The organism is Streptomyces sp. NPDC058619, from assembly GCF_042717785.1.
In the GTDB taxonomy this organism is placed as follows: domain Bacteria; phylum Actinomycetota; class Actinomycetes; order Streptomycetales; family Streptomycetaceae; genus Streptomyces.
Genome location: NZ_JBHXQN010000001.1, coordinates 308,318 through 328,468 on the forward strand (window position 1 = coordinate 308,318; position 20,151 = coordinate 328,468).

The 20,151-nt window shown below is 72.9% G+C and carries 19 protein-coding genes, 1 tRNA gene and 1 pseudogene; 6 read left to right on the plus strand and 15 right to left on the minus strand.

Annotated features, from left to right (window positions below):
- Window positions 1-60: 60 nt before the first annotated feature.
- Window positions 61-459 (minus strand): DUF3574 domain-containing protein, encoded by a 399-nt coding sequence (locus ACFWTC_RS01515; RefSeq protein WP_383922713.1) that lies wholly within the window; start codon window positions 457-459, stop codon window positions 61-63.
- A gap of 80 nt (window positions 460-539) precedes the next feature.
- Between ACFWTC_RS01515 and ACFWTC_RS01520 the strand changes: the two genes are divergently transcribed.
- Window positions 540-899 (plus strand): hypothetical protein, encoded by a 360-nt coding sequence (locus ACFWTC_RS01520; RefSeq protein WP_384025846.1) that lies wholly within the window; start codon window positions 540-542, stop codon window positions 897-899.
- On the opposite strand, the gene ACFWTC_RS01525 is transcribed toward ACFWTC_RS01520, so the two are convergent.
- Window positions 871-952 (minus strand) — tRNA-Tyr (locus tag ACFWTC_RS01525). The genes ACFWTC_RS01520 and ACFWTC_RS01525 overlap by 29 nt on opposite strands.
- Window positions 953-1,152: 200 nt before the next feature.
- Between ACFWTC_RS01525 and ACFWTC_RS01530 the strand changes: the two genes are divergently transcribed.
- Both ACFWTC_RS01530 and ACFWTC_RS01535 read left to right on the plus strand, forming a co-directional pair.
- Window positions 1,153-1,641, plus strand: a complete 489-nt coding sequence (locus ACFWTC_RS01530) for a YajQ family cyclic di-GMP-binding protein (RefSeq protein WP_383931752.1) — start codon at window positions 1,153-1,155, stop codon at window positions 1,639-1,641.
- Window positions 1,642-1,834: 193 nt separating this feature from the next.
- Window positions 1,835-3,262 (plus strand): SulP family inorganic anion transporter, encoded by a 1,428-nt coding sequence (locus ACFWTC_RS01535; RefSeq protein WP_384025843.1) that lies wholly within the window; start codon window positions 1,835-1,837, stop codon window positions 3,260-3,262.
- A 254-nt stretch (window positions 3,263-3,516) separates the two neighbouring features.
- Here the strand turns inward: ACFWTC_RS01535 and ACFWTC_RS01540 are convergent, their stop codons facing one another.
- From ACFWTC_RS01540 to ACFWTC_RS01600, 13 genes and pseudogenes are all read right to left on the minus strand, one after another.
- Entirely contained in the window at window positions 3,517-4,041 is a 525-nt protein-coding gene (locus tag ACFWTC_RS01540) for an SMI1/KNR4 family protein (protein ID WP_384025840.1), read from the minus strand.
- A 156-nt stretch (window positions 4,042-4,197) separates the two neighbouring features.
- Window positions 4,198-4,590 carry a YccF domain-containing protein gene (locus tag ACFWTC_RS01545; protein WP_383931743.1) on the minus strand — a complete coding sequence of 131 codons (393 nt, stop codon included), beginning with the start codon at window positions 4,588-4,590 and terminating at the stop codon, window positions 4,198-4,200.
- Complete coding sequence (htpX, locus tag ACFWTC_RS01550; RefSeq protein WP_383931740.1) at window positions 4,587-5,450, minus strand: zinc metalloprotease HtpX; 864 nt, start codon at window positions 5,448-5,450, stop codon at window positions 4,587-4,589. The genes ACFWTC_RS01545 and htpX overlap by 4 nt, the downstream gene beginning before the upstream one ends.
- 282 nt (window positions 5,451-5,732) lie before the next feature.
- Window positions 5,733-7,280 (minus strand): NADH-quinone oxidoreductase subunit N, encoded by a 1,548-nt coding sequence (locus ACFWTC_RS01555; RefSeq protein ID WP_384025837.1) that lies wholly within the window; start codon window positions 7,278-7,280, stop codon window positions 5,733-5,735.
- The gene (locus ACFWTC_RS01560; protein WP_384025834.1) at window positions 7,277-8,830 is read right to left on the minus strand and encodes a NuoM family protein; all 1,554 of its coding nucleotides are present in this window, start codon (window positions 8,828-8,830) and stop codon (window positions 7,277-7,279) included. The genes ACFWTC_RS01555 and ACFWTC_RS01560 overlap by 4 nt, the downstream gene beginning before the upstream one ends.
- A gap of 38 nt (window positions 8,831-8,868) precedes the next feature.
- Window positions 8,869-10,953: an NADH-quinone oxidoreductase subunit L gene (locus ACFWTC_RS01565; RefSeq protein ID WP_383931734.1), complete on the minus strand. Its 2,085-nt coding sequence runs from the start codon at window positions 10,951-10,953 to the stop codon at window positions 8,869-8,871.
- A complete protein-coding gene (gene nuoK / locus ACFWTC_RS01570; protein WP_383931731.1) occupies window positions 10,950-11,366 on the minus strand; it encodes an NADH-quinone oxidoreductase subunit NuoK in 417 nt (138 codons plus the stop codon). The genes ACFWTC_RS01565 and nuoK overlap by 4 nt, the downstream gene beginning before the upstream one ends.
- Entirely contained in the window at window positions 11,366-12,019 is a 654-nt protein-coding gene (locus tag ACFWTC_RS01575; protein WP_384025831.1) for an NADH-quinone oxidoreductase subunit J, read from the minus strand. The genes nuoK and ACFWTC_RS01575 overlap by 1 nt, the downstream gene beginning before the upstream one ends.
- 365 nt (window positions 12,020-12,384) lie before the next feature.
- Window positions 12,385-13,053 (minus strand): annotated as a pseudogene (locus ACFWTC_RS01580) (NuoI/complex I 23 kDa subunit family protein); the annotation flags it as partial.
- Window positions 13,050-14,018 carry an NADH-quinone oxidoreductase subunit H gene (locus ACFWTC_RS01585; RefSeq protein WP_383931726.1) on the minus strand — a complete coding sequence of 323 codons (969 nt, stop codon included), beginning with the start codon at window positions 14,016-14,018 and terminating at the stop codon, window positions 13,050-13,052. The pseudogene ACFWTC_RS01580 and the gene ACFWTC_RS01585, both read right to left, overlap by 4 nt.
- Window positions 14,015-15,217 (minus strand): NADH-quinone oxidoreductase subunit C, encoded by a 1,203-nt coding sequence (locus tag ACFWTC_RS01590; RefSeq protein ID WP_384025828.1) that lies wholly within the window; start codon window positions 15,215-15,217, stop codon window positions 14,015-14,017. The genes ACFWTC_RS01585 and ACFWTC_RS01590 overlap by 4 nt, the downstream gene beginning before the upstream one ends.
- Entirely contained in the window at window positions 15,214-15,804 is a 591-nt protein-coding gene (locus ACFWTC_RS01595; RefSeq protein WP_351275544.1) for an NADH-quinone oxidoreductase subunit B family protein, read from the minus strand. The genes ACFWTC_RS01590 and ACFWTC_RS01595 overlap by 4 nt, the downstream gene beginning before the upstream one ends.
- Window positions 15,795-16,202, minus strand: a complete 408-nt coding sequence (locus tag ACFWTC_RS01600) for an NADH-quinone oxidoreductase subunit A (protein ID WP_267724125.1) — start codon at window positions 16,200-16,202, stop codon at window positions 15,795-15,797. The genes ACFWTC_RS01595 and ACFWTC_RS01600 overlap by 10 nt, the downstream gene beginning before the upstream one ends.
- A gap of 147 nt (window positions 16,203-16,349) precedes the next feature.
- Between ACFWTC_RS01600 and ACFWTC_RS01605 the strand changes: the two genes are divergently transcribed.
- The 3 genes from ACFWTC_RS01605 to ACFWTC_RS01615 all read left to right on the plus strand — a co-directional run bounded on the left by ACFWTC_RS01605 (window position 16,350) and on the right by ACFWTC_RS01615 (window position 20,010).
- A complete protein-coding gene (locus tag ACFWTC_RS01605) occupies window positions 16,350-17,558 on the plus strand; it encodes a sensor histidine kinase (protein WP_383925935.1) in 1,209 nt (402 codons plus the stop codon).
- A gap of 210 nt (window positions 17,559-17,768) precedes the next feature.
- Entirely contained in the window at window positions 17,769-19,079 is a 1,311-nt protein-coding gene (locus ACFWTC_RS01610) for a sensor histidine kinase (RefSeq protein WP_384026059.1), read from the plus strand.
- A gap of 271 nt (window positions 19,080-19,350) precedes the next feature.
- On the plus strand, window positions 19,351-20,010 hold the full coding sequence (locus tag ACFWTC_RS01615; protein WP_324290260.1) for a response regulator transcription factor: 660 nt from the start codon (window positions 19,351-19,353) through the stop codon (window positions 20,008-20,010).
- The last annotated feature ends 141 nt before the right edge of the window (window positions 20,011-20,151 follow it).

Genomic DNA, 20,151 nt, shown 5'->3' on the forward strand with positions numbered 1-20,151 from the left:
ACCAGCGAGCACGGGTGTGGTGCGGGGTGTTCCGGGGTTCCGGGGAGCACCCCGACCGGCTCAGAACTCGGCGGTCACCTTGTCGTCGGAGCGTCCGACCGAGTCCTGCTGGTAGCGGTCCTCGTAGGCCTGCCGGATCCGCTCGATGCGGGTGCTGCGCTCGCCGGCCTCCTTCTCGGGGTACAGCAGCACCACCTCGTACGAGATTTCGCGGACGATGTCGCCGTCCTGCTGCCGCCATTGGCCGCGGCCGTCCTGGAGGGTCAGCCCCTCCGGGAAGGCGGGGGTGACCTCCCGGTCCAGGAAGCCCATGAACTCCCGCTCGCCGACCGGGTCCCGGCCGTCGGGGCGCTCGGTGCCGAAGTACAGCCGGGTCTCCTGGTAGGGCTCCCCCACCTCGGTGTGGAGGGCCGCCCCCACCAGAGCCGGAAGCCCCGCGCCGAGCAGGGCGATGAGCACGCCTCCGCCGACCTTTCCCCGCGTGTCAGATGTCCACTTCACGCCCGGAGAACGAACGGGGGACCCCTGCGATGCGCTCGATGGACGGCGCCGACGTCGAACGGGCGGCGGCCGAATCGGTGGCGGCCCTTGCCCCGCACCACGACCGGGACTGGCGCGTGCCGGCCGTTTCCCTCGGCTGGTCCTGCTGGACGACCGCGGCCCACATCGCACACGACCTGACGGCGTACGCCTTCCAGCTGGCCTCCCGCGCGCCCTCCGGCTACCTGCCGCTGGACCTGAGGATCCGCGCGGGCACTGCCCCGGCCGAGCTGTGCGGCTGGACCGCCGCCCTGCCTGAGGGGCCGCAGCCGGGTACGACGAGAAGACCCCCGCCCTGCGTTTCCGCAGTAACGGGGGTCTCACATCGCGTGGCGACGCCAGGATTCGAACCTGGGTAGGCTAAGCCGACGGATTTACAGTCCGCTCCCATTGGCCACTCGGGCACATCGCCATGAGATGTCGCCTGCGAGTCCGCTTTGGGGCGGTGCTCTGTGGCAACGACGTAAACGATACCCGATGACCGGGGGTGCTTCGCCACCGGATTGATCAGCGCTGCGGGTGGGTGCGGTGGCTAGGCTTTGCCGAGCGGACCGGAGCTGTCCGGCCGGGCCCCACGGGGCCATCACCACCGACTTCAAGGAGCCACAGGACATGGCCGACTCCAGTTTCGACATCGTCTCGAAGGTCGAGCGGCAGGAGGTCGACAACGCCCTCAACCAGGCCGCCAAGGAACTCTCGCAGCGTTACGACTTCAAGGGCACGGGCGCCACGATCGCTTGGTCCGGCGAGAAGATCGTGATGGAGGCGAACTCCGAGGAGCGCGTCAAGGCCATCCTCGACGTCTTCGAGACCAAGCTGGTCAAGCGCGGCATCTCGCTCAAGGCGCTGGACGCCGGCGAGCCGCAGCTCTCCGGCAAGGAGTACAAGATCTTCGCCACGATCGAGGAGGGCATCTCCCAGGAGAACGCCAAGAAGGTCGCGAAGATCATCCGGGACGAGGGTCCCAAGGGCGTCAAGGCCCAGGTGCAGGGCGAGGAGCTGCGCGTCAGCTCCAAGAGCCGTGACGACCTGCAGGAGGTCCAGACGCTGCTCAAGGGCAAGGACCTGGACTTCGCGATCCAGTACGTGAACTACCGCTGACCCTGGTCCGCGACCTGCTCCCACGCCGGTCCGGCGGTCTTCACCGACCGCCGGGCCGCGGCGGTCGAGGGGCGTGTGTGCGGGGCGTGTGCGGCGCATGCGCCACTGCGGCCCTCCGTGGGCACTTGGGCGCCGGGGAGTGCGCCCGCCACGCTGGATGGACATCCACCACCGCGCGGCAGGGGGTTCTCGCATGCCAGGGGCCGGCACGTTTCGGGAAGACTTCGGGGCGTCCGTCGTCGTCGCGTTGGTCGCGCTGCCCCTCTGTGTGGGGATCGCCGTCGCCTCCGGGGTTCCGGCGGAGCTGGGGATCGTCACCGGAGTGGTCGGCGGGCTGGTCACAGGGTGGTTCCGCGGGAGTTCGCTCCAGGTGAGCGGCCCCGCGGCCGGGCTCACCGTGCTCGTCTACGAAGCGGTGCGCGCGTACGGCCTGCCCGCCCTCGGGGTGCTCGTCCTGGCCGCCGGCGCGGTGCAGCTGGGCATGGGGGTGCTGCGCCTCGGGCGGTGGTTCCGGGCGATCTCCGTCGCCGTCGTGTACGGCATGCTCGCCGGGATCGGGCTCGTGCTGATCGCCGGGCAGCTGTACGCCCTGGGCGGTACCGGGGCTCCGGGCACGACCCTGGCGAAGTTCGGCGGGCTGCCGGAGCTCTTGGCGGAGGCCGACTGGGCCGCTGTGGCGCTCGGGGCCGGGACCGTCGCCGTACTGGTGGGCTGGCGCCGGATGCCGGACCGGCTGCGCCTCGTGCCGGGGGCACTCGTCGCCGTGGTCGCCGCGACGGCCGTGGCGGCGCTGTGGCGGATGCCCGTCGAGAAGGTACGGGTGACCGGGGTGCTGGAGGCGGTGTCCCCGCCCGGCTGGGGGGACTTCGGGGTGCTGGCCTCCTTCGGCGCGGCCGGGACCGTGGTCGCGCTGGCCCTGATCGCCTCCGCCGAGACACTGTTCAGCGCCGCCGCCGTGGACCGCATGCACGACGGGCCGAGGACGGAGTACGACCGGGAGCTGATCGCCCAGGGGGTGGGCAACAGCGTGTGCGGGCTGTTGGGGGCGCTGCCGATGACAGCGGTGATCGTGCGCAGCGCCGCCAATGTGGAGGCCGGGGCGCGTACCCGGGCCTCCCGGGTGATGCACGGCGCCTGGCTGCTGCTGTTCGCCGCGGCCATCCCCCAGGTGCTGGAGCTGGTCCCGCTCGCGGCGTTGGCGGGGGTGCTGCTGCACGCGGGCTGGAAGCTGCTGCCCGCGCGGGCGGTGGCCGCGCTGTGGCGCACCCACCGGGGCGAGGCGGTGGTGCTGGTGGCGACGGCGGTGTCGATCGTGGCGACGAACCTCTTCGAGGGGGTGCTGTTCGGGCTGGGACTCGCCGTCGCCAAGGCGGCGTGGGAGACCTCCCACGTGCACATCGAGGAGGTCTGGGAGGGCGAGGTGCTGTGCGTGCGGGTCATGGGGAACGCCAGCTTCCTGCGACTGCCCAAGCTGTTGGACGCGCTGGACGCGCTGCCGCACGGGCAGCCGGTCCGGCTCGACCTGGGCGGGCTGCGCCACCTCGACCACGCCTGCCTGACCGCCCTGGAGGGGTGGGAGCGGCAGCGAACGCCGGTACCGGGCCGGGAGGGCGTCGTCTAGCCCGCCGCCCGGCCTCCTGGAGGCCCGGTGGGGCGGGTGCGGTCGGGGTGCGGCGGCCGGGTTCTCGTCCTCCGGGGCGTCGGCGGACTGTGCGATCGCGAACGCCCGCCTCAGGAATCTCGGTTCAGTTGTCAAGGATCGGGCCGTGGCAGCGGTCGGGCTGTCCGGCCGCGGATACGGCCGGCGGGTCGGCCGGGCGGAGGCGGGGTGCCGGGACGGGATGCGCGGACCGGCGGTCGACGTCCGCCCGCGGGTCAGATCCGGGATCTGAACTCGGCCCAGGGGGTGGGATCCAGGTCGTACTCCTCCCCCGCGGCCGAGTCCTCGCAGTACCAGGCGGTGCCGTCGATCCAGCCGCGCAGCCAGTCGGCGAAGCTGGGGCTGTCGACGAACCAGGCGAGGTCGGGATCTCCCGGATTCGGGTCGAACAGCAGGACTTGGGCACCTTCCGAGCGGCAGTCGACGCACACCCACATGCCGCAGCCGAAGTCGGCCACCGGCAGCACGGCCTCCGGCCAGCGCCACCCGGACACCCTCTGCGCCTCATACGTCCGCACGATCTCGCGCAGCGGCAGCAGCCCGTACTCCGGGCCGAATCCGCCGTCCCCGACCGTGGTGTGGAGCCCGGCGAGCAGCGGGGGCAGGGCGAAACCGAGTATGCGCTCGCTCCGGATGACCTCGTCGGTGTCCAGCGGCGCGGACAGCGGCTTTCCGTCGCCCCGCGCGGAGTGGCGGACGTGGGCGGCGACTTGCTCCAGCAACTGCTCGGTCTCGTTCATGCGTTCATGGTGACCGACTCCACCGACAGCGCGCTCGCCCTGTGGATAACTCGGCCGAGACCGCCGCGGTCTCGGCCACGCCCGACCGGGCGGGGTCCTGCGCCGGCTGGGCGCGGGCGCGGGGGGCGTCGAGGTCGCCCCACAGAGCGGTCGGGGTCAGCGGGCGGCGAACGGGGCGTCCGTCGGGACGATCTCGCGGCCCAGCGGGAGCAGGGAGAGCGGGACCATCTTGAAGTTGGCGATGCCGAACGGGATACCGATGATCGTGATGCACAGGGCGATGCCGGTGACGATGTGGCCCAGGGCGAGCCACCAGCCCGCCAGGACCAGCCACAGGACGTTGCCCACGCAGGACGGGGCGCCCGCGTCGCGCCGCTCGACCGTGGTGTAGCCGAAGGGCCAGAGGGCGTAGATCGCGATGCGGAAGGCGGCGATCCCGAAGGGGATTCCGATGATCGTGATGCAGAGCAGGACACCTGCCAGGACATAGCCCAGGAACAGCCAGATGCCGCTGAGCACGAGCCAAATGACGTTCAGGATTGTCTTCACTGCCTGCGGCCTGCCATCTGTTCGAGCCGGGCGATGCGCTCGGCCATCGGGGGGTGGGTGGAGAACATCTTGGAAAGCCCTTCTCCCGGGCGGAACGGGTTGGCGATCATCATGTGGCTCGCCGTCTCCAGCCGGGGCTCGGCGGGCAGCGGGAGCTGCTTGGTGCCCGCGTCGAGCTTGCGCAGGGCGCTGGCCAGGGCGAGCGGGTCGCCGGTGAGCTGGGCGCCCGAGGCATCGGCCTCGTACTCGCGGGAGCGGCTGATCGCCAGCTGGATCACGGAGGCTGCCAGCGGGCCCAGGATCATGATCAGCAGCATGCCGAAGAGGCCGGGGCCCTCGTCGTCGTTCGACCGGCCGACCGGGATCAGCCAGGCGAAGTTGACCAGGAACATGATCACGGAGGCGAGCGCGCCGGCGACCGAGGAGATCAGGATGTCGCGGTTGTAGACGTGGCTCAGTTCGTGGCCGATGACCCCGCGCAGCTCGCCCTCGTCGAGGATGCGCAGGATGCCCTCGGTGCAGCAGACCGCGGCGTTGCGCGGGTTGCGGCCGGTTGCGAAGGCGTTGGGTGCCTCGGTCGGCGAGATGTAGAGCCGCGGCATGGGCTGGCGCGCGGACGTGGAGAGCTCGCGCACCATGCGGTAGAGATCGGGGGCCTCGAACTCGCTGACGGGGCGTGCGCGCATCGCGCGTAGAGCCAGCTTGTCGCTGTTCCAGTAGGCGTACGCGTTCGTCCCGAGGGCGACCAGGACGGCGACGATCAGGCCGGTCCGTCCGAAGAAGCTTCCGATGACGATGATGAGTGCGGACATCCCGCCGAGGAGTACGGCGGTCTTGAGCCCGTTGTGCCGGCGGTGCACGGTACGCCCTCCAAGTGGTGCGGCAGGGGGACCCCGTCCAGGATCTGCGGATCTGAGGGTCTACGGTCCAGTGGACCCTCCCTTCCTGGTCAACGCGAGGTGGGGGCGTGGGGTTCCCAGGGCGCGCCGGGGTCGCCGCCCCCGCGGCCGGGGCGGCGGGGGCGGTAGGGGCGACGTCGGGGCTTACTCCCTACGGGTTACGGCCTGTCGGCGGGCGCCGTACGGCCTGCGCGCGGGCGGCAGCGGGCTGGCGTACAGACAGGCGTACGAGCCGGCGGCGGGCTACTGGGGGAAGAGCGATCCAGACGCGAAGCGCAGGACCAGCTGCGGGGCGCCCGAGAGCACCACGGCGGTCACGGCGGTGAGCACGATCGCGGCGGTCACCGGCCACGGGGCCCGCGCGGGTGCGGTAGCCGGGGCTCCGGCCGACGTTCCGGAGGCTTCCGGCGCGCGGAACAGGAGCGCGGTCCAGCGCAGGTAGTAGTACAGGGCGAGGACGACGTTGACCGCCATGACGACGGCCAGCCAGCCCAGGCCCGCGTCGACCGCGGACCGGAAGACGGTGACCTTGGCGAAGAGCCCGATGAGGCCCGGCGGCAGGCCGGCCAGGCAGAGCAGGAAGAAGGCCAGGGAAAGGGCGGCGAGGGGGCGCTCGGCGTACAGGCCGCGGTAGTCGCTGATCCGGTGGAGCGGCTTGGTGCGGGCGACCAGCGCGGCGACGGCGAAGGCGCCGAGGTTCACGGCCGCGTACATGAGGGCGTAGGTGACGGTGGAGCCGATCTGGTCGCGCTCGGAGTACGCGGCGGCTGCGATCGGGACCAGCAGGTAGCCGGCCTGGCCGACCGAGGACCAGGCGAGGAGGCGTACGGCGCTGTTCGGCCGGTCGGCGGACTGGCGCAGGGCGGCGGCGTTGCCGAGGGTCATGGTGAGGGCGGCGAGGACGGCGAGGGCCGGGCCCCAGATGTCGGAGTACGCCGGGAAGGCGATCACCGTGACGAGGATGAGGCCGGTGAAGCCCACGGCCTTGCCGATCACCGAGAGGTAACCCGCGATGGGCAGGGGGGCGCCGACGTACGTGTCGGGGACCCAGAAGTGGAAGGGGACGGCCGCGGTCTTGAAGGCGAAGCCGACGAGGGTGAGCGCGACGCCGGCCATGGCGAGGGTGTCGAGCTGCCCGGGGACGTCTTCGAGGCGGTCGGCGACCTGTCCGAGGTGCAGGGAGCCGGTGGCGGCGTAGACGAAGCTGACGCCCATCAGGGACACGGCGGTGGCCGTGACGGAGGACAGGAAGAACTTGAGGGCGGCCTCGGAGGAGAGCCGGTCGCCGCGGCGCATGCCGACGAGGGCGAAGGCGGGCAGCGAGGCGACTTCGAGGGCGACGATCAGGGTCGCGAGGTCGCGGGAGGCGGGCAGCAGGGCCGCGCCTGCTGCGGAGGAGAGCAGCAGGAACCAGTACTCGCCGGCCGGCATGCGCGCGTCGCGGACGGCGGTGACGGACAGCAGCGCGGTGACCAGGGCGCCGGCCAGGACCAGGAACTGGACGACGAGCGCGAAGTGGTCGGCGGTGTAGCTGCAGGCGGCCGGGTCGCCGGTGAGGCAGAAGGTGGTGCGGTCTCCGGTGCGCAGCGGCAGCAGGGTGGCGGTCGCGGCGGCGAGGCCGGCCACGGAGACCCAGCCGAGGAGGCCCTTGCGGTGCTCCGGTACGAACAGGTCGGCGACCAGCACGGCCAGGCCGACGGCGGCGGTGATGACGACGGGCGCGATGGCGAGCCAGTCGACGGACTGGACCAGGTTCGGGGTCTCGGCGGCGAGGACCGCGAGGGCCGTCATGAGGTGCCTCCTGCGAGGAGCTTCTGGACGGCCGGGTCGGTGAGGCCGAGGAGGACCGCGGGCCACAGGCCGGCGAGGACGGTGAGGGCGGCGAGCGGGGTCCAGGCGGCGAACTCGTAGCGCTGGACGTCCGCGACGGCGAGTTCGGGGCCGGCCTTCGGGTCGCCCATGCAGACGCGCCGCACGACGATCAGGAGGTACGCGGCGGTGAGCAGGGTGCCGAACGCGCCGACGGCCGTGTAGGTGAGGAACGCGGGGCGCGGCAGCCCGCCGGCCGGGTCGAAGGCGCCGAACAGGGCCAGCATCTCGCCCCAGAAGCCGGCCAGGCCGGGCAGGCCGAGGGAGGCGACGGCGGCGAAGGCGAGGAGCGCGCCGAGGCGGGGGGCGCGGCCGTAGAGGGCGGCGCCGGTGGCTCCGGCGAGGGTGTCGAGGTCGGCGGTGCCGTAGCGGTCCTTGAGGGCGCCGACCAGGAAGAAGAGGAGGCCGGTGATCAGGCCGTGGGCGATGTTGGCGAAGAGTGCGCCGTTGACGCCGGTGGGGGTCATCGACGCGATGCCGAGGAGCACGAAGCCCATGTGCCCGACGGAGGAGTACGCGATGAGGCGCTTGAGGTCGCCCTTGCCTCCCTTGCGGGCCAGCGCGAGGCAGGCGAGGGAGCCGTAGACGATGCCGACGGCGGCGAAGGCGCCCAGGTAGGGGGCGAAGGCGGCCATGCCGTCGGGGGTGACGGGGAGCAGGATGCGGACGAACCCGTACGTGCCCATCTTCAGCAGGACGCCGGCCAGCAGGACGGAGCCGACGGTGGGGGCGGCGGTGTGGGCGTCCGGGAGCCAGCTGTGCAGCGGCCACATCGGGGTCTTCACGGCGAGGCCGATGCCGACGGCGAGAACGGCCAGGAGCTGGGTGGTGCGGGTCAGTTCGCGGCCGTTGTCAGAGGCGAGTGCCACCATGTCGAAGGTGCCGCTGTTCAGTCCGATGAGCAGCAGGCCGAGCAGCATGACGACGGAGCCGAGGAGGGTGTAGAGGATGAACTTCCAGGCGGCGGCCTGCCTCTGAGCACCGCCCCAGCGGGCGATGAGGAAGTACATCGGGATGAGGACCATCTCGAAGGCGAGGAAGAAGAGCAGCAGGTCGAGGACGGCGAAGGTCGCGAGGGTGCCGGACTCCAGGACGAGCAGCAGGGCGACGAAGGCCTTCGGGGACGGGCCCTCGGGGAGCTTGAAGTAGCTGTAGAGCGCGCAGAGGAAGAACAGCAGCGCGGTCATCAGGAGGAGGGGGAGCGAGATGCCGTCGATGCCGAGGTGGATCCGGACGTTCAGCGCCTGGATCCAGCTGATGTCCGTCGTCGCCTGGAAGCGTGACGGGGCGTCGTGGTCGAAGCCCAGGGCGAGGGCGACGGCCGCGGCGAGGATCACGCCGGTGACGGTCACGCCGTGGCGCAGCACGGCTTGTTCGGGGCTGCGGCCCTTGAGCCCGGGCGGGGCGGGCAGGAGCGCCGCGGCGGCGCCGAGGAGCGGGGCGGCCACGACGAACGCCAGAAGGAACTGCATCACGGACGGGCTGATATCAATCACGGCTGACTCACGGCTCACGATCCGGCGTTGACGTTGGCGAGGACGGCGGTGGCGATCGCCAGGACCACGGCTCCGGCGAGCAGGGCGCTCAGGTAGCTCTGCACGTTGCCGGTCTGGGCGCGGCGCACGAGGCCGCCGAGCAGCCGGGCGCCGGTGCCCGCGCCGCGGACGTACGTGTCCACGACCTCGCGGTCGAGGAAGCGGACGAGGCCCGCGGCCGCCCGGACGGGGCGGACGAACAGCCGGTCGTAGACGGCGTCGAGGTGGAAGCCGTCGGCGGCGTGGCGGTGGAGCGGGCCGAGAAGCGCCCGTCCGGGGTCGGCGGCGGGGCCCGCGGGGACGGCGGGGTGCGTGTGGGCGACCTCCGCGACCTCGGGGGTCTCGGCCGCGGATTCGGCGGCGGCGGTGGCGGCGGACACCGTGGCGGCGACGGCGGCGGGCTGTTCGGTCCCGGGGGCGGCTGCGGTTCCGGCCGTGGGGCCGGCCGCGGCCGCTGCCGCCGGGCCGATCGCGGCGGGGGCGGTGGCGGCCTGGGCGGTGACGCGCTGCCAGAGGGCGTACGTGAGCATCGCGCCGATGGCGGCGGCGCCCGTGCCGAGGATCGAGGTGGCCAGGGTGGGGGTGAGCTGCCCGCCGTCGAACCAGTCGGCGAGGGGGCCCGCCGCGAGGCCGAAGCCGACGGAGGGGACCGCCAGCAGCCACAGCACGCCGGTCATGGCGAGGGGCTCCTTGCCGTGGTCGGGGGCGGTGGCGCCCCGGCCACGGAAGGCCATGAGCCACAGCCGGGTGGCGTAGGCGGCGGTGAGCAGGGCGGTCAGCACGCCGGCGACCAAGACCAGCCAGCCGGCGGCGATGGGGGCGAACTCCGAGTGTCCGGTGGCGGCGTGCTCGGCGGCGACGAGAACGGCTTCCTTGGAGAAGAAGCCGGCGAAGGGCGGGATGGCCGCGAGGGCGAGCAGCGCGATCGTCATCGTCCAGAAGGCGTCGGGGATGCGCCGGGCGAGTCCGCTCGTCCGTGACATGGCGGCGAGGGAGTTCGTACCGGCGGCGTGGATGATCACGCCCGCGCCGAGGAACAGCAGCGCCTTGAAGGCGCCGTGGGACAGGAGGTGGAAGACGGCCGCTCCGCGGTCGCCGACGGCCAGGGCGCCGGTCATGTAGCCGAGCTGGCCGATCGTGGAATAGGCGAGGACTCGCTTGATGTCGTCCTGCGCGAGGGCGGCTAGGCCGGAGCCGATCATCGTGACGGCCGCCATGACGGCCATGACCACCATCGCGGCCCGGGAGGCCGCGAAGACCGGCAGGAGGCGGGCGACGAAGTACACGCCGGCGGCCACCATCGTCGCGGCGTGGATCAGTGCGGAGACCGGGGTCGGGCCCGCCATGGCGTCGGGGAGCCAGGTGTGCAGCGGGAACTGCGCGGACTTGCCCGCGACGCCGGCCAGGAGCAGCAGTGCGATCAGCGTCGGGTGGTCGAGGCCGCCCGTGGCGACGGTGTCGAGGATCTTGGTGATCTGGAACGAGCCGGCGTCGGTGGCGAGCGCGAACAGGCCGATCAGGAACGGGACGTCGCCGAGCTTGGTGACGAGGAAGGCCTTCAGGGAGGCGGAGCGGGCCGCCTCGGTCTCCCAGTAGTGGCCGACGAGGAAGTACGAGCAGATGCCCATGACCTCCCAGCCGACGAGCAGCACCATCAGGTCGCCGGAGTAGACGACGAGCAGCATGGCGGAGGTGAACAGGGAGACCAGGGCCGCGTACGACGGGTAGCGCGGGTCCTCGCGGAGGTACGCCGTCGAGTAGAGCTGTACGCAGGTGGCGACGAGCGTGACCAGCACGGCGACCAGCACGGCGAAGCCGTCCAGGTAGAGCGACAGCTCGATCGGCACCGAGCCGGTCGGGGTCAGCTCGGTCGCGGCGCCGATCGGTCGTTCGCCGCCCTGGCGGAGGGCGACGAGTACGGCCAGGACGCCGGCGGCCAGCGTGGGGAGGATGGCGAGGGGCCGTACGAAGCCGGGGGCGGTGCGGCCGACGAGCAGTCCGGCCACCGCGCCCAGGAAAGGCAGGAGGGGGACGAGTACGGCGAGGGTCGTGGTGCTCACGCGGCGACCTCCGGCCGTGCGGTGCCGTTGCCTGTGGCGTTGCCTGTGGCGTTGCCTGTGCCGGCGGCGTTGTCGGTGCCGGTGGCGGCGGGCCGGTCGGGCTCGTGTCCTTCGGCGGTGTCGCGCAGCCGGTCGACGTCCGAGCTGCCGCGGTTGCGGTAGACCATCAGCACGATCGCGAGGCCGATGCCGATCTCGGCGGCGGCGATGGCGATGGTGAAGAGGGTCAGGGCCTGGCCGGCGTGCAGGGCGTCGCGCAGCCACACGTCGAAGGCCACCAAATTGAGGTTGACGGCGTTGAGCATCAGCTCGACGGACATCAGGACCAGGATGGCGTTGCGGCGGGCCAGGACTCCGTACAGGCCCGTGCAGAAGAGGAGCGCCGCGAGGACGGCGGGGTAGGCGAGGTGCATCAGCGCCGGCCCTTCTTGTCGCCCGGTCCGGCCGGGGTGGCGGCGGGACCGGCGGGGGCGGCGGTGTCGGCGGTGTCGGCGGTGTCGTTCCTGCGGGACAGCACGATGGCGCCGATGAGGGCCGCGAGGAGCAGGACGGACAGCGCCTCGAAGGGCAGCACCCAGTGCTGGAAGAGGATCTCGCCGGCGACCTTCGTGGAGCCCTGGACCGGCCCGTCGAGGTCGATCCACGTGGTACGGAAGGCGTCGACGACGACCCAGACGAGTGCGACGGCGGCGATGACCGCGACGCCGAGGGCGAACGGCCGGTTGCCGGAGTCCGCGTCCGGGGAGCGGCCGATGGGGGCTTTGGTGAGCATCAGCCCGAAGAGGAGCAGGACGACCACGGAGCCGAGGTAGATCAGGACCTGGACCCAGGCGATGAATTCGGCGGTCAGCAGCAGGTACTCGACGGCGATGCCGCCGAGCGCGACGACGAGCCAGAGGGCGGCGTGCACCAGCTGTTTGGTGGTGACCGTGACGAGGGCCGCGCCGAGCGTGGCGAGGCCGACGAGGACGAAGGCGATCTCGACGCCGGTCGGCGACAGGAAACCGGGTGCCTGCGCGGCGGCGGGCACGGTGGCCGCGGCGGCGGCGAAGTGGGCGGTGAACATCAGGCGGTGCCTCCCGCCGGGGCGTCGGGGTCATCTGGGGCGTCGGATCCGGTACCGGTTCCCGTGCCGGGGGCCGGGCTGGTGCCGGTGCCCGTGCCGGGCGCGGGTCCCGTGGCGGGGGCGGTGCCCGTACCGGGGGCGGTGCCGGGCGCGGAGTCGCTCGCGGTGCCGGGGGCGTCAGGTTCGGGTGCCGGGCCCGGGCCGGGCGCGGAGGGGCTGGTACCGGGGGCGGGTCCCGTGCCGGGGGCGGGTCCTGTGCCGGGGGCGGGTCCCGTGCCGGGGGCGGGTCCCGTGCCGGGCGCGGGTCCCGTGCCGGGCGCGGCGGGGCTCGTACCGGGGGCCGAGTCGGGGCCGGGCGCGGCAGGGCTGCTGCCGGGGGCCGGAGTGGCCGGGCCCGGGGCCGAGGGGGCCGGTCCCGGGGGTGGGGTGGCCGGAGCCCGGGTGCCGGGGGCGGGGTTGGTCGGGGGCGGGGTGGAGGGGTAGGTGCCGGGGGTGGGGGTGGCGGGTGTGGCGGCGGCTTCGGCTTTTTCCACCGCCTTGCGGGCAGCCGCGAGTTCCTTCGGCTCCTCGGCCGCCGGGTCCAGCGCGGGCGGGGCCGGGACGGTCCACATCCACTCGCGCAGCTTGTCCCGTTCGTGGGTCAGCTCGCGGATGTCGGTCTCCGCGTACTCGAACTCCGGCGACCAGAACAGGGCGTCGAAGGGGCACACCTCGATGCAGATGCCGCAGTACATGCAGAGGGAGAAGTCGATGGCGAAGCGGTCGAGGACGTTGCGGCTGCGCTCGCGGCCACCGGGGGTGGAGGCCGGCACCGTCTCCTTGTGGGAGTCGATGTAGATGCACCAGTCGGGGCACTCGCGGGCGCACAGCATGCAGACCGTGCAGTTCTCCTCGAACAGGCCGATGACCCCGCGGGAACGGGGCGGGAGTTCGGGCTGGACCTCGGGGTACTGGGCGGTGTGCGAGCGCTTCGTCATCGTGCGCAGCGTCACGGCCAGGCCCTTGGCGAGGCCGGATCCGGGGATGGGCATCAGTTGATCGCCACCTTCACGATGCCGGTGAGCGCGATCTGGGCGAGCGCGAGGGGGATGAGTACGGTCCAGGCGAGTTTCTGGAGCTGGTCCTCGCGCAGGCGCGGGTAGCTGACCCGGAGCCAGATCACGACGAACGCCAGGACCGCGACCTTGAGCAGGGTCCAGACCCAGCCGAGGCCCTCGGCGCCGATGGGTCCGTGCCAGCCGCCGAGGAAGAGGACGGTGGTGAGGCCGCAGAGGACGACGATGCCGGCGTACTCGGCGAGGAGGAACAGCGCGAAGCGCAGGCCGGTGTACTCGGTGTACGCGCCGAAGATGATCTCGGAGTCGGCGACGGGCATGTCGAAGGGGGGCCGCTGCAGTTCGGCCAGGCCGGCGACGAAGAACACGAGCGCGCCGACGATCTGCCAGGGCAGCCACCACCACTCGAAGGCCTCGACGATGCCGGGAAGGGAGACCGTCCCGGCGGCCATGGCGACGGAGGCGGCGGCGAGCAGCATGGGCAGCTCGTACGCGAGCAGCTGGGCCGCGGTGCGGAGGCCGCCGAGCAGGGAGAACTTGTTGGCGGAGGCCCAGCCGGCCATGAGGGAGCCGAGGACTCCGACGCCCATGACGGCGAGCGCGAAGAACACCCCCGCGTCGATGACCTGGCCGACCGCGCCCTCGCCCGGCCCGATCGGGATGGCGAGGAGGACGAGGAGGTACGGGAGCAGGGCTACGGCGGGTGCCAGTTGGAAGATCCGGCGGTCGGCGTTGGCCGGGACGATGTCTTCCTTCTGCGCGAACTTCACGCCGTCGGCGACGAGCTGGGCCCAGCCGTGGAAGCCGCCGGCGTACATGGGGCCGAGCCGGCCCTGCATGTGGGCCATCACCTTGTGCTCGGCCTGCCCGACGACGAGCGGGAGCACGAGGAAGACGGCGAAGACGACGATCAGCCGCAGGGCGACGTCGAGGACGTCGTTCACGCGTCGCCTCCGTTGTCGGGGGTGGGGTCCGGCTCGGGGGCCGGTTCGGATTTCGGCGCCGGCTTCGGCTCGGGGGCCGGTTCGGATTTCGGCGCCGGCTTCGGCTCGGCGTCAGGGGCCGCGGCAGGAGCCGGGCCCGTCGCGCGGGTCGGGTCGGCCGGCGGCTCCGTGAAGGCGGGCTTCGGGTCGTGCCAGGGCGCGTCCGAGCTCCGGGGCGCCGGTCGCCTCGGCGTCTCCGGGCCGGAGGCGGCCTGGCTCGCGGAGCCGTCCCCCGCCGAGCGGGTACGCCGGGCCGGGCGGGCGGCTTCGGGGGCGGGCGCGGGCCCGGCCGGGGCGGCCTGGCTCGCTGAGCCGTCCGCGACCGAGCGCGTACGCCGGGCCGGCCGGGCGGCGCCGGAAGCGGGCCCGGCCGCGCCCTCGCCGGAAGTCGGCGCCGCGCCAGGGGCAGCCGCACCGCCAGGGGTTCCCGCCGCGCTGGGGGGTTCCGCCGTGCCCGTGGAGCGGGGCGGCGGGCCGTCGCCGGTCGCGCGGGTGCGGCGGGCCGGGGCGCCCTCGCGGGCGGCGGCGCCGGCCGCACCGGCGGCGCGCGCGCCGCGGGCCGGGCGGGCCGGGGCCGGCGGGAGCTGGCCCTTCATCGGGCCCCAGTCGTTGGGGTCCGGGACCCCCGGCGGAAGCATCTGGCGGCGCTTCGGGCCGTCGGGGTCCGCGCCCTCGCCCGGCTCCTTGGCGCCCGGCCAGGCCTTGGCGACGCGCGCCGCCAGGACGAAGTCCTTGCGCAGCGGGTGCCCTTCGAAGTTCTCCGGGAGGAGGAGCGGGACCAGGTGCGGGTGGTCGGTGAAGACCACCCCGAACATCTCGAAGGTCTCGCGCTCGTGCCATTCCGCTCCCGCGTAGACGGCGACGGCGGAGGCCAGCGACGGCGCCGTGTGCGGGACGGTGGTGCGCAGCAGCAGGCGGCGTACGCGGTGGTTCTCCAGCGACACGACGTGCGCGCAGATCCGGAAGCCGGTGCCCGGCTCGTCGACCGCGCTCAGCCAGTCGAAGTACGTGCAGCCCAGCTTGTCCCGGGCGATTTCGAGGGAGGCGATCCAGGAGCCGACGGGGACGTCGACCGTCAGGAGGTCGTACGCGTACGAGCCCACCGCCTCCTCGCCGAAGACCGTGGACGCCGCGTCGGGCAGGGAGTCGTAGAGGTTCACGCGCCGGCTCCCGGGGCGGGCGGGGGCGTGACCAGGCCGCTGGTGAGCTGCCCGACGGACGGGGCCTGCGCGTAGCGCTCCGCCAGGGACTCGCGGGCGATCTTCTCCTGGAGCTTGAGGATGCCCTGGAGGAGCGCCTCGGGGCGCGGCGGGCAGCCCGGTACGTAGACGTCGACGGGAATGATCTGGTCGACGCCCTTGGTCACCGAGTACGAGTCCCAGTACGGGCCGCCGCAGTTGGAGCAGGCGCCGAAGGAGATGACGTACTTCGGCTCCGGCATCTGCTCGTACAGCCGCTTGACGGCCGGGGCCATCTTGTCGGTGACGGTGCCCGAGACGATCATGAGGTCTGCCTGGCGGGGACCGGGCGCGAAGGGGATGACGCCCAGGCGGATGAAGTCGTGCCGGGCCATCGACGCGGCGATGAACTCGATCGCGCAGCAGGCGAGGCCGAAGTTGAAGACCCACAGGCTGTAGCGGCGGCCCCAGTTGAGGACCACCTTCATGGGCTCGGGGGCGAGGCGGGAGAGCACGCCGAGCCGCTTCGGCTCGGGGAGCAGTTCCGGCCGGGCCGGTGTCACGTCCATTCGAGGACGCCCTTCTTGTACGCGTAGAGCAGGCCGACGGCCAGGAAGCCCAGGAAGACGAACATCTCCACGAGCGTCGTGGCGCCGTAGCCGGCGGCGGCGAACACGGTCGCCCAGGGGAACAGGAAGATCGAGTCGACGGCGAAGATGACGTAGAGGAAGGCGTAGACGTAGTAGCGGACCTGGGTGTGGGCCCAGCCCTCGCCGACCGGGTCGACGCCGCACTCGTACGTCAGCAGCTTCTCGGGGGTGGGCACGGAGGGCCGCAGCAGGCGGTTCGCGGTGAAGGCCACCGTCACGAAGAGCACACCGAGGACGGCGAGCAGGCCGACGACCGAATAACTCCGGAAGTAGTCCGCGGCGAGCACGGTCACGGTCGATACCGTTGGTTCGGGCACGTCCGTCTTCGCTCCTCGGCCGCTGTCGACGATCGGTTTACGGACGGGAGTCTAGGGCCTGCCTTCCGCGGGGTGGGGTTATCCCCCGTTCACAGCACCCCGGCCACCCCATGGCATCAGCGGGGGCCGCTTGGCAGGCTGTGCCGCATGACCGCGAGCGATCTGACGAACGAAACCGCCGGCGACGACCGGCCGCCGCCCGTACGGCCCGCCTTCGACGCCGTGACGTGGAAGGAGATCGCCCACCTGATGGGCAACCTGCCGGTTGCGCTGGTCGGTTTCGTCTACACGGTGGTCATGGTCAGCGTCTCGGGCGGTCTGTCCGTGACCGCGGTCGGGCTCCCGTTGCTCGCCGGCGGACTTTTCCTGTCCCGCCAGCTGGGACGGCTGGAGCGGGGCCGGGCCCGGGTGCTGCTCGGGGTGCGCGTGGACGAACCGAGCCCGATCCCCGGGCCGAAGCGGACCGGCGGCTTCTTCCCCTGGCTGTGGACGACCCTCAAGGACCCGGTGGCCTGGCGGACGGTGCTGTACGAGCTGATCCGGCTGCCGTGGGGGGTGCTGACCTTCACCGTCGTGCTGACCGGGCTGTTCGTGCTGTGGCCGGTGCTGCCGTACCTGGTGCGGGCGCTGGCGAACGTGGACCGGGCGATGGTACGGGGGCTGCTCTCGCCCTCCGACGAGCTGGAGCGGCGGATCGCGGAGCTGGAGTCCGACCGGGGGGTCGTCGTGGACACGGCGGCGGCCGACCTGCGGCGCATCGAGCGGGACCTGCACGACGGGGCGCAGGCCCGGCTGGTGGCGCTGGCGATGGGGCTCGGCCTGGCGAAGGAGAAGCTGCTGGAGGACCCGGAGGGCGCGGCGGCGATGGTCGACGAGGCCCACGGGGAGGTGAAGCTGGCGCTGCGCGAACTGCGGGACCTGGCGCGGGGGATCCACCCGGCCGTGCTGACCGACCGCGGGCTGGACGCGGCGCTGTCGTCGGTGGCCTCGCGGTGCCTGGTGCCGGTGAAGGTGGCGGTGGACCTGCCGGCGCGGCCGGCGGAGGCGATCGAGGGAATCGCGTACTTCGTGGTGTCTGAGCTGCTGCAGAACGTGAGCAAGCACGCGGGCGCGCGGGGCGCGGGCGTGGAGGTGTGGAAGTCCGGGGCGCGGCTGCTGATCCGGGTCTCGGACGACGGGCGCGGCGGGGCCCGGCCGGCCGGCGGTACGGGCATGGCGGGGCTCGCGGAGCGGCTGGAGGCGGTGGACGGGGTGTTCGTCGTGGACTCCCCCGAGGGCGCGGGGACGGTGGTCACGGCGGAACTGCCGTGGCGCGACCGCGCCGGGGCGCTGGGACCGCTGGGCCGGGCGCACTGACCGGGCCGGGGCCCCGGGACCGCTGGGCCGGGCACGGGCCGCCCGGCGCCCGGCGGGTGCGGCCCGGTGCCCGGCGGCGGGGGCGCCTGGGGTGGGGTTATCCCCCGGGTGGAGAGGCCCACCCACCGCATGGTTCGGCGGGGTCCCGGGCGGCAGGGTGGAGGCGTGGGAGAGACACGGGCGGGTCGGCGGAAAGGGCGGGTCGGGATCATGGGCAACGGCGAGGGCGGCGGCGGCACGGGCGGTGGGTTCGGCGCGGTACTGCGGGCTCCGCTCGCGGCGCGGACCTGGCGCGAGTTCGGGTACCTCCTGAGCGGGATGCCGCTGAGCGTCCTGTACTTCTCGCTGGCGGTCACCGGGGTGAGCCTCGGCGCCGGGCTGCTCGTCACCTTCCTCGGCATCCCGGTCCTGGCGGGCGTACTGGCCATGTGCCGCGGGTTCGGCCACCTGGAGCGGGCGCGGGTGCGCACCCTGCTCGGGGTGGCGGTCGCCGATCCCGCGCCGGTCCGGGCCAAGAAGAGCGGGGCGCTCTCCGCGATGGGCGCGCTGCTCAAGAGCGGGAGCGCGTGGCGGCACGTGCTGTACTGCCTGGTGCACTTCCCGTGGGCGGTGTTCGGGTTCGTGGTGGCACTGGTGTTCTGGGCGGTCGGCTGGACCTATCTGCTGTACCCGCTGTGGTTCTGGGTGATCCCGGCCTTCACCGACCAGCCCGGTCTCCAGCTGTTCCAGAACGGCGACTACGCCTACTACCTCGACTCCCCCGCCGCGATCGCCCTGACCGCGCTGGTCGGGCTGGTGTTCACGCTCGCCACCCCGTGGGTGTTCCGGGCCCTGACCACCGTCGACCGGGTGCTGGTCGGCGGGCTGCTCGGGCCGTCCCGGCTGGACACCCGGGTCGTCGAGCTGGAGTCCGACCGGGGCGTGGTCGTGGACACCGCCGCGGCCGACCTGCGGCGCATCGAGCGCGACCTGCACGACGGGGCGCAGGCCCGGCTGGTGGCGCTCGCCATGGACCTGGGGCTGGCGAAGGAGAAGCTGTTGGAGGACCCGCAGGCCGCGGCGCGGATGGTGGACGAGGCCCACGGGGAGGTGAAGACCGCCCTGCGGGAGCTGCGCGACCTGGCCCGCGGGATCCATCCGGCCGTGCTGACCGACCGTGGGCTGGACGCGGCGCTGTCCGCGGTGGCCTCGCGGTGCGCGGTGCCGGTGCGGGTGGCCGTGGACCTGCCGGCGCGGCCCGCGGCGGCGATCGAGGGGATCGCGTACTTCACGGTCTCGGAGCTGCTGCAGAACATCAGCAAGCACGCCTCGGCCCGGTCGGCCTCGGTGGACGTGTGGGAGTCCGGGGAGCGGCTGCTGATCCAGGTCTCCGACGACGGCCGGGGCGGCGCGGACCCGGTGTCCGGGACGGGGCTGGCGGGCCTGTCGGAACGGCTGGACGCGGTGGACGGCGTACTGGTGGTCGACTCGCCCGCGGACGGCGGCACGACGGTGACCGCGGAACTCCCCTGGCGGTCGTGACCCCCGCGTTCCCCGGCGGTCGTGACCCCCGCGTCCCCCGGCCGTCGTGACCCCCGCCCGCCCCCGGCGGTCGTGACCCCCGCGCCCCGCCGGGGGCCGACGGGGGCGGGCCGGGGGCCGCGTGCGGTTCCTCCGTATGTGAAAACTCCCCCCGTACGCACACCCGTTGTCCCGGCTCTGCCTTGATCCGGGCTTGAGGCTGGGATGCTTGGCTGAGCCGGGTAGTGCGGGTACGAGTGGACGCGGGAGCTGCTGAATCGTGGAAGACAGGGTGCGGGTGGTCATCGCCGAGGATTCGGTGCTGTTGAGGGAGGGCCTGACCCGCCTGCTGACCGACCGGGGGCACGACGTCGTCGCCGGCGTCGGGGACGCCGAGGCCCTGATCAAGACGGTGGACGAGCTGGCCGCGGAGAACGCGCTGCCGGACGTGGTGGTGGCCGACGTACGGATGCCGCCGACGCACACCGACGAGGGCGTACGGGCGGCCGTCCGGCTGCGGCGCGACCACCCGGGCATAGGCGTGCTCGTGCTGTCGCAGTACGTGGAGGAGCAGTACGCCACCGAACTGCTGGCGGGCTCCTCCACAGGGGTGGGGTACCTGCTCAAGGACCGGGTGGCCGACGTGCGGGAGTTCCTCGACGCGGTGGTGCGGGTGGCCCGGGGCGGTACCGCCCTGGACCCCGAGGTGGTCGCGCAGCTGCTGGGCCGCAGCCGCAAGCAGGACGTGCTGGCGGGGCTGACCCCGCGGGAGCGCGAGGTACTGGGGCTGATGGCCGAGGGACGCACCAATTCCGCCGTGGCGAAGCAGCTGGTCGTGAGCGACGGCGCGGTGGAGAAGCACGTCAGCAACATCTTCATGAAGCTGGGCCTGTCCCCGAGTGACGGGGATCACCGGCGTGTACTGGCCGTTCTCACCTATCTGAAGTCTTGATCGACTGACACTCTGTCAGATATGGCATACCGGCCGGGTCGTCTCAAGGTACGGTCCGACGGTCCAGAATGTGGCCGCTCCAGGGGAGTGCACTCCTACGGACGTAGGGTGGATCCCGGGGGTGCCCACGCCTCGAAGGAG

Bases quoted from the DNA above. Each gene is read 5' to 3' on its own strand.
- ACFWTC_RS01575 (WP_384025831.1), bottom strand. From the start codon at position 12,019: ATGTTCACCGCCCACTTCGCCGCCGCCGCGGCCACCGTGCCCGCCGCC.
- ACFWTC_RS01530 (WP_383931752.1), top strand. From the start codon at position 1,153: ATGGCCGACTCCAGTTTCGACATCGTCTCGAAGGTCGAGCGGCAGGAG.
- ACFWTC_RS01595 (WP_351275544.1), bottom strand. From the start codon at position 15,804: ATGGACGTGACACCGGCCCGGCCGGAACTGCTCCCCGAGCCGAAGCGG.
- ACFWTC_RS01605 (WP_383925935.1), top strand. From the start codon at position 16,350: ATGACCGCGAGCGATCTGACGAACGAAACCGCCGGCGACGACCGGCCG.
- ACFWTC_RS01520 (WP_384025846.1), top strand. From the start codon at position 540: ATGGACGGCGCCGACGTCGAACGGGCGGCGGCCGAATCGGTGGCGGCC.
- nuoK (WP_383931731.1), bottom strand. From the start codon at position 11,366: ATGCACCTCGCCTACCCCGCCGTCCTCGCGGCGCTCCTCTTCTGCACG.
- ACFWTC_RS01610 (WP_384026059.1), top strand. From the start codon at position 17,769: ATGGGCAACGGCGAGGGCGGCGGCGGCACGGGCGGTGGGTTCGGCGCG.
- ACFWTC_RS01560 (WP_384025834.1), bottom strand. From the start codon at position 8,830: ATGCAGTTCCTTCTGGCGTTCGTCGTGGCCGCCCCGCTCCTCGGCGCC.
- ACFWTC_RS01540 (WP_384025840.1), bottom strand. From the start codon at position 4,041: ATGAACGAGACCGAGCAGTTGCTGGAGCAAGTCGCCGCCCACGTCCGC.
- ACFWTC_RS01535 (WP_384025843.1), top strand. From the start codon at position 1,835: ATGCCAGGGGCCGGCACGTTTCGGGAAGACTTCGGGGCGTCCGTCGTC.
- ACFWTC_RS01555 (WP_384025837.1), bottom strand. From the start codon at position 7,280: ATGACGGCCCTCGCGGTCCTCGCCGCCGAGACCCCGAACCTGGTCCAG.